Consider the following 13447-nt stretch of genomic DNA (forward strand, 5'->3'; position numbering starts at 1 on the left):
GCCCCAGCCCGGCGGGCCGCCGGTCCCCGGCCGCGCGAACCCGGGTTCGACAACACCCGCTCCCAGCGGCTACCCGCAGCCGGCAGACACCGGCATCTACGGCAAACGCCGCAGCCCCTTCGCCGTCTGGCTCGGCCTTCCTCTCATCACTCTTGGTATATACAGCATCATCTGGATCTATAAGATCACCAGAGAGCTCAACGAGTACGACCAACGAAACGTGATCGATCCGATCCGTCCGGTGCTTGCGGTGACGCTCGGCGTCTTCCTCATCTTTCCACCGTTCGTCACTATCTGGCGACTGTGTGCGCACGTACGCCAAGCACAACAAGCGGCGGGTCTGCCCCCGCTACGAACCGGAGCCGCGTTCACCGTCTTTCTTCTCGGTTGTGGCCCGCTGAACCTGCAAGGTGAGATCAACCGCATCTGGGACCGCTACCCGGGCGCGGTCGAGGGGCAGCAGGTCCCCCTGCCCGCCCGGCCTTGATACACCCACCCACAGCCGGCCCCGCTCACCGGCCGCCGCTGCCCAACGGGCGGCCCGTACCCCCGGTCGCCACCGGATCTGGCCGGCGACCGGGGTCCCAAGGGACACCAGGAACCTGTTTCAGATCTTCTGTCCGGGCGATCCACGCCCAGCCGGCACCCGGCTTCGTTGTCGGCCACACCGATACGGCTCATCCGGTATCGGTTCGGCCTTCCTCCGTGCCAGGAACCACCTGGACGCGGCTCGCGGTCCGAACACAAGATTCACAACGGGCTCTAACGATGCCGGATCCGTTGGGACTTCGGTGCGGCCAGACGCATTCCGGCCCATTCCGCGGCAACGCTCACGGTGCTGGTCTGCACCAAGCCAACGGTCGGTACCGCCTCCAGGACGTCACTGGGTTCGACATGCCCCTGTCTGCCGGCCTTCGGCGTCAGAAGCCAGATCACCCCAGCCTCGGACAGCTGGCGGCGCGCGTCGATGAGCGCCTCCACGAGGTCGCCGTCGTCGTCCCGCCACCACAGCAGTACAACGTCGACCACATCGTCGGAGTCCTCCGGGACGAGTTCCGTTCCGCTGACAGAGGTGACGGCACCTAGAAGATCATGGGCGATGTCATCGTCTTCGTTAAGCGACTGAACCAGTACCCCTGGCGTGATACCCAGACGTTCCGCACGCCGCTGACCCTCGGCGTTCGCCGCGGTCGGACTCACCCTCAACAACCTCCTGCTCGTGTCAGCAGCACACGGACACGCTGTCCGCGTGCAACGGCTGGGCCGCGCGGTGGACTTTCGATCCACCTACCGCCCGCATCGCCGTAGACCTAGTCCACCGGAGCACCCCCGGGCAGCGCAAGTGCCACGCCGGTAGTTGTGGACAAAGGTGCCGCTCGCGCCCTCTCATCCGGACAGGAACGAGAGCCGAACCGTGCGTTCGGGATTGTCCACGTTGAGATCAACCAATGCGATGGACTGCCATGTCCCGAGCAGCAGATGACCATCGAGAACCGGGACGGTCAACGATGGTGCGATCAACGCGGGCAATACGTGTGACCTTCCGTGACCATTCGACCCGTGCGCGTGATACCATTTATAATCAACTGGCAGCAGGCCCGCAAGTGCGGCGAGAAGATCCGCGTCGCTGCCCGACCCGAGCTCAAGGATCGCGAGTCCGGCAGTCGCATGCGGGACGAACACGGACAGTAGACCGCTCCCGCGACCGGTCACGAATCGTCGTGCCGCGGCTGTGAGATCACAAACACATTCCTCGTCGCCGGTGCGCACCGACAGCGTCGTCGTCTCCATGAATCCCCTTCGCCCCCGCCGCCATCCGTCGTCGTCGTCAGCCATTGTCCCCAGCGGTTTCACAAATCCGGCGCACCGGTGACAGGCCGATCGGCCGGTGGCGCCGGGCCGGCCGCGGCGGGCCGCCAGCCCGCCTCCCTACCGACAGGTAACCAGGGGCGCGCGTGACGAGACGGCCCGCACAGAGCACGATGGAAGGGGACCTACTCGCGACCAAACATGCGAACAACGACCAAGTGACGACAGGGAGAACGCGTGGCGAAGGACAGCGGCAGGAGGTTTTCGGTCATCACCGATGGCCTTCCCAGCCAGTTGCCGGACATCGACCCGTCCGAAACCAGCGAATGGCTGGATTCCCTGGACTCAGTGATCGACGAGCAGGGCCGCGGTCGGGCAAGATTCCTCATGCTCAAGCTGCTGGAGCGGGCCCGGGAGAAGGCCGTCGGTGTGCCTGGGCTCACCAGCACCGACTTCATCAACACCATTCCGCCGGAACGGGAGCCGTGGTTTCCGGGCGACGAGCACATCGAACGGCGCATACGCGCGTATATTCGATGGAACGCGGCAATCATGGTAAGCCGGGCAAATCGGCCCGAATATGGCGTTGGCGGTCATATCGCCACCTATGCCTCAAGCGCCGCACTCTACGAGGTCGGATTCAACCACTTCTTCCGCGGTAAGGACAACCTGACCGCGGGGCCGGGCGGCGACTCCGGCGACCAGATCTTCGTCCAGGGCCACGCCTCGCCAGGAATCTACGCCAGAGCCTTTCTTGAGGGCCGGCTGACCGCCGGCTCTCTTGACGCGTTCCGCCGCGAGAGCGAGGCGGGTGGGCTTTCGTCATACCCACACCCACGTCTGATGCCCGACTTCTGGGAGTTCCCGACGGTCTCGATGGGCCTCGGACCGATCCATGCCATCTATCAGGCCCGGTTCAACCGGTACCTGCTGAACCGGCGAATCAAGGACACCTCGCGCAGCCGGGTATGGGCCTTCCTCGGCGACGGCGAGATGGACGAGCCCGAATCAATCGGCGCCCTCGGCATCGCGGCCCGGGAGGAACTCGATAATCTGATCTTCGTCGTGAACTGCAATCTGCAGCGTCTTGACGGCCCGGTACGCGGCAACGGCAAAATCATGCAGGAGCTGGAATCCCTGTTCCGCGGTGCCGGCTGGAACGTCATCAAGGTGGTCTGGGGGCGCGACTGGGACCCCCTGCTCGCCCAGGACACCGACGGGGTCCTGGTGCACCGCATGAACACGACGCCGGACGGTCAGTTCCAGACTTACACGACGTCGTCTGGAGCCTACATCCGGGAGCACTTCTTCGGGGCGGACGCCCGGCTGCGCCGCATGGTCAAGGACCTTTCCGACGACGACCTGCGCAAACTTTCACGCGGCGGTCACGATTACCGCAAGCTCTATGCCGCCTACAAGGCCGCGACCGAGCATGCCGGCCAGCCCACGGTCATCCTCGCCCACACCATCAAAGGCTGGACGCTGGGCAAGGACTTCGAGGCCCGTAATGCCACGCACCAGATGAAAAAGCTCAGCAAGGGCGAGCTGAAGGAGTTCCGCGACCGCCTCTACCTGGAAATTCCCGACGCCGATCTCGAGCTGGACCTGCCCCCGTACTTCCATCCCGGCCCGGATTCGGACGAGATCCAGTACATGCGGGAGCGACGGGCCGCCCTCGACGGTTCGCTCCCCCGGCGGGTCGTGCTGGCGCGGCCCCTTCCCCAGCCGCCGAAATCAATCTTTGATGATCTACGGCGGGGCTCGGGCAAACAGCCGGTGGCGACCACCATGGCCTTCGTCCGCCTGTTCAAGGATCTACTGAAGACGAAGGAGATAGGCGCCCACTTCGTCCCGATCATCCCGGACGAAGCCCGTACCTTCGGTATGGATGCCATGTTCCCGACCGCCAAAATATACTCACCGCACGGGCAGCGCTATGAGGCGGTCGACCGCGACCTGCTGCTCTCCTACCAGGAGTCCGAATCCGGCCAGATGCTGCACGAGGGCATCAACGAAGCCGGCTCGATGGGTTCGGTCATAGCCGCGGGCACCGCGTATGCCACCCATGGGGTCCATATGATCCCGGTGTACGTCTTCTACTCGATGTTCGGATTTCAGCGGACCGGCGACCAGATGTGGGCGTTCGGTGACCAGCTCGGCCGCGGGTTCCTGCTCGGTGCCACCGCCGGGCGCACCACTCTCAACGGTGAGGGGCTCCAGCACCAGGACGGCCATTCGCTGCTGCTCGCCTCGACGAACCCGGCCTGTGTGGCCTATGACCCCGCGTTTGCTTTCGAGGTCTCCCACATCGTCCGCGACGGCCTCGACCGCATGTACGGCGAGCGCGACGAAAACGTCTTCTACTATCTGACCGTCTACAACGAGCCTTTCCCACAGCCGGCCGAACCGGCCGGGATCGACCCGGCACAGATCCTCGCCGGTATGTATCTGTTCCGGCCGTTCGCCGACGCTGGCCTGACCGCTCGGTCGCCGGCGGAGATCGCGTCAGGCGCGGCACCGCATTGCGCACAGCTGCTGGCCAGCGGCACCGGTATGCGGTGGGCGCTGGCGGCCCAGGAACTGCTGGCGAACGATTTCGGCGTGGAAGCGGACGTGTGGTCGGTGACCTCCTGGAACGAGCTGCGCCGGGAGGCTCTCAGCTGCGAGGAACACAATCTGCTGAATCCGGATTCAGTGGAACGCCGGCCATACGCGACCCGTCTCCTGGAGGGGGCGCCCGGACCAGTGATTGCCGTCAGTGACTGGATGCGGGCGGTACCGGATCAGATCTCGCGGTGGATTCCACAGGACTACTCCTCCCTTGGCACCGACGGCTACGGGCGCTCCGACACCCGGGCGGCACTGCGTCGCCACTTCCACGTGGACGCCCAATCGATCACGGTGGCGACGCTGGAGGCGCTGGCGCGCCACGGCTCGGTCAAGACCGCCGTCGTCGAGGACGCGATCCGTCGCTACGGACTGCGTGACTAGTGGTCGCCGGCGGCATCCCGATGCCGGGATGCCGCCGGCGGGTGCCGCTGGGCCCCGGCCGGGTGCTCTCACCGGCCGAGGGTGGCGTGCATCTCCCAGACCAGGATTTCCGCCGGCCCGGCCGAGGCGCTGACCACGAGCCCGTCGCAGCCTCGGATCCGGGCCGCGTCACCAGCGGTGAGATCACCAGAAGTCTCCAACGTAACCGTGCCACGCGCGACGAACAGATGCACCCAGGGCGCGGCCGGCAGCCGCACGCAGCCGGACTCGGGCAGGCGTGCGCCATGCAGGATGGCGTTGTTCTGCCGAATGTCAACCGCCGCCCGCGAACCGCCGCCGCCGGCCACCGCCACCAGGTCACCCGCGGCGAGCGCGTCCGTCACATCCATCTGGGCGTAGCCAGGGGTGATCCCCGCTATGTCCGGAGTCACCCACATCTGGATAAAGCGCACTGTACCGGGATCTCCTGGAACATGTTCCCCCGCTTCGGAGCCCGCCGCCGCGTTCAGTTCCGCGTGCAGGATCCCGGTGCCCGCGCTCATGCGCTGGACGATCCCGGGGCTGATCACACCGCTGCTTCCGGTGGAATCGGTATGCGTGAGCTCACCCTCGAGGACCCAGGTCACGATCTCCATGTCCCGGTGCGCGTGGGTGCTGAAACCGCCACCAGGAGCGATACTGTCGTCGTTGTTGACCAGCAGCAGGCCGAAGTGGGTATTGGCAGGGTCGTAGTGACGACCGAACGCGAACGAGTGGCGCGACTCCAACCATGGCTTTCGGGTGACGGCCCGGCTGTCCGAGCGCCTGACGGCAATCGCCGTTCCTCGCGACATCGAGATATCAGTCACAGTCCCGTCCTACCCTTTCTTGTCACTCATCTATACCTGTCCGCTACCATTGGTGCAGCTACTCTCAGCTCGCGAGTTGTCGTAGAGTGCGTCCCACGCGGATGCCCCCAGACCATGGTCCAACGTATTCGTCCTCACCTCGCGGTCAGGACGGTCCCGAGCGGCGGGTCCCAAGGGTCTCCGACCGCACGATGACCGTCCTGAGCGCACGGTCATCGTGCGGTCAGGCGGGCTCTGATGATTGCAGCACCATCGCCTCTCCCGGCCCTGGGGGGCTGCCGGGAACCTGAAAGAGCTATGATCGCGCTACCGCTGCCCCACCAGCCCCTGAGGCTGTTGGTCAGGTGGTCCAAACGCAACGTGAGTGCCTCCGAGGAGGCGATGTGACGGCTGCCGACAGCTCGGCGAAACAGATGTCATCGGTTACCAGCAACACAATTGTTACCTGGCGTTACTACCTGAACGCGAGGTCGTGAGGTGGCCCGCATAACACTCGGGAAAAAAACATGATTCTGCGGTCACGTCGGATCAACCGGCTGGAGGATCACCCCAACCTGCGTGGTATTCTTACCATCCTCACGCAACTGGTACATACCAGTGACGCTGAGCTCAACCAGCTCGCGTCGGCTTGGCACAACACCTCACAGCTCGCCGCCGCGCGGGACAAGGCGCTCTCACCGGACGCCCCATTGGTTGTCGAGGTTCTCGCCGCCTTCGACGCGCTCTCGGCCATCTACGCCGACGACCTCGCGGGCATCGACGACTACGTGACGGTCGATCCGGGCATCACCGCGACCGCGCTCAAGGCGATTCGTGACGCAATCGCCGCCGCCTACGCAAAACCGATCCTCACACGGTCGGAGTACGCGGCGCTGATGCGACCGTGGCGTGCCGTCTACCCTCGCGGCCGAGGCCACGAACCGGACCTCGGCCCTTTCGGATCCGAGGTCAAACGGGTCCTCGCGGCGCTGCCGGTACTCGCGCGCCGTTGCCACGATGCCGACAGCCTCCGGGTCTACGACTGCCTGCTCGTCACCGCGCTCACCCGCGACGAGAGCGAGCACCGGGACGCGATGGAAACCGCCTTCAACAGCGCCGTGCGTACCGGTCGCCGGCGCGTGTGGACTCTGGTCCGGCGCAGCGCCGCCGAGGGGTTCTGGCGGCTGTGCCCGTCCTGCCGCAATATGATCAATACAGATGACGCCGCTGCCGACCAGCGTGTCATGGAGCTGTGTGCCGATCTCGCCTGCGCACTGCTCGTCCAGGACATCCTCGACCCGGATACGCTCGCCAGCCTGACGGCACCGCTGCACACGCTCATCCCGCCGCAGAACCGCTACGGCGGCGAACGGCGACAGCCGGGCCGGGATCTTCCTCCCGATAGATCATCAGGCGAACGGCATTCGTAGTGATCGTTAAATGAACGATCTCCGTGCCGACCTCACCGTCGTGCGCGAAGGGCAACGGCCCCTGCCTGGACAGTAGCCGCACCTGCTTGACCGATGCCTGCTCGTAGACCCGGCTCCGGCCAAGGGAACCGGTCAGGATGGCTCCCGCCAGCCGCGTCCGGGCGAACGGGGATTTGCCGTCGACAAGGCGGAGGTCCAGGAGCCCCTCGTCCAGACGCTCGCGGTAGGTCGGGGCAAACCCGTCCGGCCGGTAGATCCCATTACCCACGAAGACCAGCCACAGCCGGCGCTGGCGCCCGTTGATCTCCACCTGAACCGCCGGTTCGCGCCGCAGCACCGAGACCAGCGCGCATGCCATAGCCGGCCACTTGCCCATCCTGGCCTCGAGCTTCTCCCGGATGGCGACCATGTCCGGATAACTGCCGATACTCACGGTGTTGAGGTAGATATGCCCGAATCGGCTCCCGGCCGGCCGGACACCGTCGATACGCCCGACGTCGACGCTGACCGCCGTGCCGCTTCGCACCGCGCGCGCCGTGGCCTCGGCAGAGCCGAGGCCCAAGTCGGTGGCGAAGTGGTTGAGAGTGCCACCGGGGAAGAGTGCGAGCGGCAGGCCGTGGTCCAGCGCGACCTGGGCGGCCTCGGCGGCGGTTCCGTCGCCGCCTACCGCGCCGAGCACCCTGGCGCGCCGCGCGGCCTCGAGCAGCGCCTGCCTCAGCTCGCTGTCGGCGCCTGCCCGCAGGATCTCCGCCTGGGGAAGGAACGCGCCGATGACCGCCAGGATGTCATGGTTGTGACCACCGCCAGCCTGTTCGTTGACGACGACCACCAGGCCCGCGCCGTCGGGTAACGCCGGCACCGATGGTGGCGCCGGACGAGCCCGCACCGGAGTGTACGGACGCCTGGGCATGACCTTGGTCGTCGCCAGCGCCGCCGTAACCCCGATGGCGACACCCGCGAGAACGTCACTGGGGTAGTGGACGCCGACATAGACCCGGGAAAAGGCCACAGCCGAGGCGAGGATCCCGACCGGGATCGCCGTGACCGGCGCGTCCATCGCGACCGCGGTGGCAAACGCCGCGGCGGAGGCGGCATGGCCGGAGGGAAAGGAAAAAGTTGTGAGGTCCCGGCGGAGCCGGCGGCGCAACGGTACGCCGTTCTGATCAGGACGGCCCCGGCGGAACACCACCTTGGCTGGTCCGTTCGCGGTCGCGCTGGCAAGCCCGAGGGCCAGCACGCCTCGAAATGCCGCTCGCCTGCGCCGTCCTCTGCTGACGCCAAGCAGCACCGCTGTCCCCCACCACAGCAGGCCGTGGTCGCCAGCCCGGGACAGGCCCGGCAGGATCGGGTCGACCAGCGGACGAACCGCGGCAAGCCGGGCGAAGACGGCCCGGTCCACGCCGGAAACGACCGAGAGCAGCAATCGTGCCCCGTCAGCGGGCAGCCCGCTCCCGGTGACAAGGCCCCGCTGCTGGCGGGCCGCGTCAGGCAGTGCGGCTACGCGGTGTCGGCAGGGCTGTCTGGTGGCGTGTCACAACCGCCGCGGCAGCGCTGCTCACCAGGCTCGGAAGTCCTCGCCGGGGCTCGATGGTGCCCCCTGTCGGCAGAATCTCCCCCGTGTCGTCAAACAGGATCACACCATTGCACAGCAGGCTCCATCCCTGATCGTAGTGCCGAATCGTGACCCGCGCGGCGTCCCGGTCGGGACTGGCGGCGGACGGACAGGCCGGGGAGTGCGGACAGCTCGCCGGGCCGGGCAGGTGGGACGCGGTGGGTACCTGTGAACTCGCCGACGTCCTTGTCGATGGATCTCCAGAAACCGTTGTTCCTCGCACAGTCACAGAAGATTACGCCCCCAGGTAACGGACGTCACATCGACCTACCTGTCTTCGCGGTGGACATGGTTCCCATGTGGACGCACTTCGGATGTGCATCGAGTTCGGATGCGGACGGAGTTCACAGGCAGCATGCTTCATGGGTAGATGCGCGGATCGCTGGATGACGAGAGAGCCACAACTCGACGCGCTTCGTAGCCGACCGCTTCTCTGTCGCGACCACCACTACCAGCAATCAACACGTTGAAACTACCCGGTGACAGATATCGGATATATCGATGCCGCCTGATGGCGGGAAAACGTCTTCGGTACCTTTTCCTGGACCCATTACAGGCCCGTACCCGGCCCGTTGGCGGCCGGCCGGGATCTCGCGGCCCCGTGGGCGGCCCGCACGGGTACCTACAGAGCGGTTCATGTCGATGAAGATGCCGAGGTATCAGCCGCCATACCGCCCGGACGCGGGCACTGCCGACGTCCGGACCACGACGGCGCTCGCGGCGCCGGCCCGTGCGGCGGCAACGGGTAGCACGGCAACGGGCAGCACGGCGGCAGCGAGGCAGCGGCAGCGGCTGCCGCCGCCTCGTCCGTTCGAGGCGAAGTCCTTTCGGGTGTATTTCGCGATACATGCATGAAAACCATCCCCGCCGGCTGGCGCGCCCTGCTGCCGATGTTCGGCATACGCCTGGCTGACCTGCGACGGCACTGCCTGATAATCCTTCTGGCCAGCCTGGCCAGCGCATTACGGGTGCTCGCGATGGCCGCTTACCGGCCCGCGTTTGAATTTGCCGGCGACTCCTACGCCTATCTCCAGCTCGCCCGGCACCTCACGCCGGATTCGGTCCGGCCCGCAGGTTACCCGGCCATGCTGCGCGCGTTGGCCGGGACCGGCGAACTGTGGGTGGTACCCGCCGTTCAACACGCCCTCGGTGTGACGCTCGGGCTTGTCCTCTACGCGCTTCTCACGCACCGCGGTATCGCGCCTGGCGTCGCGGCACTCGCGGCGGCGCCGGTGCTCCTCGACGCCTACCAGGTGAACATCGAGCACTTCGTCATGGCGGAAACATTGTTCGACGTCCTGATGGTCGCCGGGGTCGTCGCCCTGTTGTGGGACCCGCAACCGTCGCCGTGGGCCTGCGGGCTCGCCGGCGGCACACTCGCGCTCGCCGCGCTCGTCCGCACAGTCGGTATCGCCCTCGGGCTCCTGGCGCTGCTCTACCTCGTCGCCCGACGGGTCGGATGGTCACGATCAGTTGCGTTCGCCGGGACGCTGGCCGTACCGCTACTCGGGTACATGTTCTGGTTTCATACGACACACGGTTCCTACGCACTGACCGGTGGTGACACCTACTGGCTCTACGGCCGGGTCGCGCCCATCGCCGACTGCGCACGCCTCGATCTCACCCCGTCGACGAACCAGTTGTGCTCTCCCCACCCGCCGGGCGAGCGGCCCGGCCCGAACTACTACGTGTGGAACCACCACAGCCCCCGCTTCACCCTCGGCCTTCCCGAGACCGCGAAAAAGGCCGCCCTGGCTGACTTCGCCCACCAGGTCATCGAGCACCAGCCGGAGGACTACGCCCGGATGGTGCTCGGCGACGTGGCCCACTACTTCGCGCCCGGGCGGCGGACCGGCCCGCGTGACTGGCCTGTCGGTACCTGGCACTTCCCCGCTGGCCCGGTGCCCGCCTACTGGAACACCAGCGCGCCGCTCGTAACCTTCGACGGTGGCTGGGCCGCCCGTGGCGTGGCTCCGGCGCCGGCCGCGTTCCTGCGGGCCTACCAGCGCCACGTCTACACCCCCGGGCCCGCGCTGGGCGCGCTGGCCGTACTGGCCGTGCTCGGTGCCGCCGCCGGGGTCCCGCGTCGGTCCCGGGCATCGCGCAACGAGGAGCACGGCGAAACCGGGCGGATCCGAGCCGACTGCGCGCTGCTCATCACCGCGGGCATGGCCCTGCTGGTCATCCCGTCGGCAACCGTGTGTTTCGACTACCGCTACATGCTGCCCACGCTGCTGCTGTTCCCCCCGGCCGCCGCGTTCGGCTGGCATCAGGTCACCGCGGCCCGCGCCGCGGCCGAGCCGCCGCCACTGCCGGGGAAAGGCGCGGGCTGGCCACCGGAACCTGCGACAGCCGGCAACAAAGACTTCTACGATCACGGTGTGAACAACCGGATATGCCCGACGCCGATCCTCCCGCTGGGCGCGCCCGCGGACGGCGGGACAGCATGAGCACACGACACGAAGTGACCGTCTCCGCGTCGGCCGAGCGCGACCTGGAACGGCTGCCGGACAGAACAGCGGGCGAGATCCGCCGATTCTTCCATGGGCCGCTGCGCAACGATCCCCGCAAGGCCGGGACGCCCCTGTCGGAGTCGCGCTCCACCATGTGGGAGGCGGCTGGTCCAGCCTGGCGGATCCTCTACCAGGTAGATGCCAATACCCTTACCGTACGTGTCATGGTCGTTGCCAAACGCGGCGATCAAAGCCGATCTAACGATCAGGGCCGACGTGCCTCCTAGCCCGGCAGCCGGCGGCACTCCCGCGACGGGAACGGCTCGCCCACGTTCGGCTCGGGCCACCGGTGCTGTCGGAGCTCGCCGCTCTCCTACGCCCCTGCTGGCAGCCGCGGTGGCCCGCACGGGCGCTCAGGAGACGTTGACCCCGAAGTCGAGGGCGATCCCCCGCAGGCCGGAGGCATAGCCCTGGCCAACCGCGCGGAACTTCCACTCGTTGGCGTAGCGGTAGAGCTCCCCGAAAATCATCGCCGTCTCGGTGGAGGCGTCCTCGGTGAGATCGTAACGGGCGATCTCCGTGCCGGCCGTCGAGTCGACCACCCGGATGAAGGCGTCCCGAACCTGGCCGAAGGTCTGCCGGCGCGACTCCGCATCGTAGATCGACACCGCGAAGACGACTTTGGACGCCTGCGGGGTGAGCGCGAACAGCTCGACGGTGATCTGCTCGTCATCGCCACCGCCGCCACCGACAAGGTTGTCACCCAGGTGCTTCACGGCCCCGTCGGGGCTCATCAGGTTGTTGAAAAAGACGAAGTACTGGTCGGACAGAACCTTGCCCAGGTTGTTGACGACAATCGCGCTCGCGTCAAGATCGTAGTCTGCGCCGGAGGTCTGGCGTACCTGCCAGCCCAGGCCGACAGTCACCGCCGTGAGGTTCGGAGCGACCTTGCTGAGCGACACATTGCCGCCCTTGGACAGCGACACCGATGCCATACGCGGAGCTTAACGCCTCTGTCACCTCCGCAGTGGCGCAAGGGCCATGATCCGGTAGCCGGGGACATCGGCCCCGCGACGCCCCTCACCCGGCCGGGGCGGGACACTCCCGCACGTCCAGGGAACCTGTGGAGTCGGCATGCAAACCGTTGAGGTTGGTGACCGTGACGGTGAAGGACAACGGACCAGCGGTGGTCGATGGCCCGACCGGCCCGGACCAGGCGGACTGCTGCCCGGTCGCGCTGTCAAGATCGAGGGAGGTGGCCGTCGTTCGGCCATCCGGCAGCCGGGCGACCAGCCGTACACCGAAAACACCGGTCGAGTCGGTCGCCCGCACCGACACCGTCGACCGGGCCGGGCTGGACGCGGACGCGCATCCCAGCGGGTAGACGATCGAGGGGACCGCGGCGACCGAGTCGATGGCGGGCGGACCGGACACGGCCGCGGTCACCCGAATCGCCCCGCGGCTGTCGGCCGCTGCCCCACCGCCGCGGGCGGCGACCGCGACCGGGATATCCACCGTGCCAACCGGCGCGGCGGCACGGTCGAGGGAAAAAACGATTGTCGCGCGGCCACCCGCGACGACCGCGCCGGCCGAAGGGGCGATGGTCAGCCAGGCCGGGGCTGCCGCGAACCGGTAGTCGACGGCGGTAGTACCGATGTTGCGCAGTTCCACCGTGGCCGAGGAGTTCACCGAGCCGAAGCCGACCGTGCCGGGCGCGAACACCAGGCCCGCGACCGAGGCCGCGGTTGCCGTGGGAGAGATGATCCGGGCGCTGCCGTCGGCGGCGACCATCGGCAGCGGCATTGTCGCTCGTCCGGCGGGGCTGGGAGCGCCGCCGACCGCGGCCTCGTTCCCGCTGCCGCGGCCCGTGTCGACGGGGGTGGGCGGCGTGGTCACGCCCCCGGCGACGGCGCCGGGGGCCCCGGTCACCGCGACGGCCGCGGGCTCATGCGGTGAGACCGCCTGCGCCCCGACCGGCCGGAAGCGCAGCCACGCACCCATCCCCACGACGATCAGCAACGCCGTGGCCGCGGCGACGATGCGCCCCCAACGGACAGGAAGGATCCGGCCCGATCTCCCCCAGGGAGATCGATGCCGTCCCCCCGTGCCACCGTCACGATCCGCGAACCGCGTCATCGAACTGAGCGTAGGTCGACGAAGGTTGCCTGCACAGGGGATCCGCCCGTCCGCGCGCCAAAGAAACGGTCCCAGTCCTCACCGGGCGCAGATCAACGGACCACCCTCGCACCGACGCAATCAGGTACGCAGCGAAATCACAACGAGCCTTCGGCGCCCGCCAGCCTCACCGAGGCGCACGCGCCACGC

Annotated in this window: 12 protein-coding genes; 5 read left to right on the forward strand and 7 right to left on the reverse strand. The window is 67.4% G+C overall.

Translation table 11 applies throughout. The features are described 5' to 3' along the window. Positions 1-487, forward strand: a 487-nt coding sequence (locus tag MJ783_RS13590) for a DUF4234 domain-containing protein (protein ID WP_239310799.1), incomplete at its 5' end; no start/stop codon positions are given. A 275-nt stretch (positions 488-762) separates the two neighbouring features. On the opposite strand, the gene MJ783_RS13595 is transcribed toward MJ783_RS13590, so the two are convergent. Continuing rightward, on the reverse strand, positions 763-1200 hold the full coding sequence (locus tag MJ783_RS13595) for a DUF3052 domain-containing protein (protein WP_239310800.1): 438 nt from the start codon (positions 1198-1200) through the stop codon (positions 763-765). 186 nt (positions 1201-1386) lie between these two features. Continuing rightward, the gene (locus MJ783_RS13600) at positions 1387-1791 is read right to left on the reverse strand and encodes a YjbQ family protein (protein ID WP_239310801.1); all 405 of its coding nucleotides are present in this window, start codon (positions 1789-1791) and stop codon (positions 1387-1389) included. 255 nt (positions 1792-2046) lie between these two features. Between MJ783_RS13600 and aceE the strand changes: the two genes are divergently transcribed. Beyond that, entirely contained in the window at positions 2047-4800 is a 2754-nt protein-coding gene (gene aceE / locus MJ783_RS13605; RefSeq protein WP_305039430.1) for a pyruvate dehydrogenase (acetyl-transferring), homodimeric type, read from the forward strand. A gap of 68 nt (positions 4801-4868) precedes the next feature. Here aceE and MJ783_RS13610 read toward each other — a convergent pair whose 3' ends face one another. Then, positions 4869-5633, reverse strand: coding sequence for a pirin-like bicupin family protein (locus tag MJ783_RS13610; RefSeq protein ID WP_239405654.1), 765 nt, complete (start codon positions 5631-5633; stop codon positions 4869-4871). A gap of 521 nt (positions 5634-6154) precedes the next feature. Between MJ783_RS13610 and MJ783_RS13615 the strand changes: the two genes are divergently transcribed. Next, positions 6155-7057: a hypothetical protein gene (locus MJ783_RS13615; protein WP_239310803.1), complete on the forward strand. Its 903-nt coding sequence runs from the start codon at positions 6155-6157 to the stop codon at positions 7055-7057. On the opposite strand, the gene MJ783_RS13620 is transcribed toward MJ783_RS13615, so the two are convergent. Together MJ783_RS13620 and MJ783_RS13625 are read right to left on the reverse strand one after the other, a co-directional pair. Next, positions 6966-8456, reverse strand: a complete 1491-nt coding sequence (locus MJ783_RS13620) for a phosphatase PAP2 family protein (protein WP_308127783.1) — start codon at positions 8454-8456, stop codon at positions 6966-6968. The genes MJ783_RS13615 and MJ783_RS13620 overlap by 92 nt on opposite strands. Before the next feature lie 85 nt (positions 8457-8541). Then, positions 8542-8898 (reverse strand): DUF5999 family protein, encoded by a 357-nt coding sequence (locus MJ783_RS13625; RefSeq protein ID WP_239346766.1) that lies wholly within the window; start codon positions 8896-8898, stop codon positions 8542-8544. Positions 8899-9520: 622 nt separating this feature from the next. Here MJ783_RS13625 and MJ783_RS13630 point away from each other — a divergent pair. Together MJ783_RS13630 and MJ783_RS13635 are read left to right on the forward strand one after the other, a co-directional pair. Further along, on the forward strand, positions 9521-11119 hold the full coding sequence (locus MJ783_RS13630) for a hypothetical protein (protein ID WP_239310804.1): 1599 nt from the start codon (positions 9521-9523) through the stop codon (positions 11117-11119). Then, entirely contained in the window at positions 11116-11409 is a 294-nt protein-coding gene (locus tag MJ783_RS13635; RefSeq protein ID WP_239310805.1) for a type II toxin-antitoxin system RelE/ParE family toxin, read from the forward strand. The genes MJ783_RS13630 and MJ783_RS13635 overlap by 4 nt, the downstream gene beginning before the upstream one ends. Before the next feature lie 126 nt (positions 11410-11535). On the opposite strand, the gene MJ783_RS13640 is transcribed toward MJ783_RS13635, so the two are convergent. Together MJ783_RS13640 and MJ783_RS13645 are read right to left on the reverse strand one after the other, a co-directional pair. Continuing rightward, positions 11536-12117, reverse strand: coding sequence for a TerD family protein (locus MJ783_RS13640; RefSeq protein WP_239310806.1), 582 nt, complete (start codon positions 12115-12117; stop codon positions 11536-11538). Positions 12118-12202: 85 nt separating this feature from the next. Beyond that, positions 12203-13258 carry a hypothetical protein gene (locus MJ783_RS13645; protein WP_239310807.1) on the reverse strand — a complete coding sequence of 352 codons (1056 nt, stop codon included), beginning with the start codon at positions 13256-13258 and terminating at the stop codon, positions 12203-12205. Positions 13259-13447: the final 189 nt, after the last annotated feature.

Source organism: Protofrankia sp. Cj3, from assembly GCF_917627355.1.
Taxonomy (GTDB): Bacteria; Actinomycetota; Actinomycetes; order Frankiales; family Frankiaceae; genus Protofrankia.

What these genes read in the sequence shown, in the direction of transcription:
- MJ783_RS13600 (WP_239310801.1), bottom strand. Translation starts at nt 1,791, where the DNA reads ATGGAGACGACGACGCTGTCGGTGCGCACCGGCGACGAGGAATGTGTT.
- MJ783_RS13610 (WP_239405654.1), bottom strand. Translation starts at nt 5,633, where the DNA reads ATGTCGCGAGGAACGGCGATTGCCGTCAGGCGCTCGGACAGCCGGGCC.
- MJ783_RS13615 (WP_239310803.1), top strand. Translation starts at nt 6,155, where the DNA reads ATGATTCTGCGGTCACGTCGGATCAACCGGCTGGAGGATCACCCCAAC.
- MJ783_RS13630 (WP_239310804.1), top strand. Translation starts at nt 9,521, where the DNA reads ATGAAAACCATCCCCGCCGGCTGGCGCGCCCTGCTGCCGATGTTCGGC.
- MJ783_RS13635 (WP_239310805.1), top strand. Translation starts at nt 11,116, where the DNA reads ATGAGCACACGACACGAAGTGACCGTCTCCGCGTCGGCCGAGCGCGAC.
- MJ783_RS13640 (WP_239310806.1), bottom strand. Translation starts at nt 12,117, where the DNA reads ATGGCATCGGTGTCGCTGTCCAAGGGCGGCAATGTGTCGCTCAGCAAG.
- MJ783_RS13645 (WP_239310807.1), bottom strand. Translation starts at nt 13,258, where the DNA reads ATGACGCGGTTCGCGGATCGTGACGGTGGCACGGGGGGACGGCATCGA.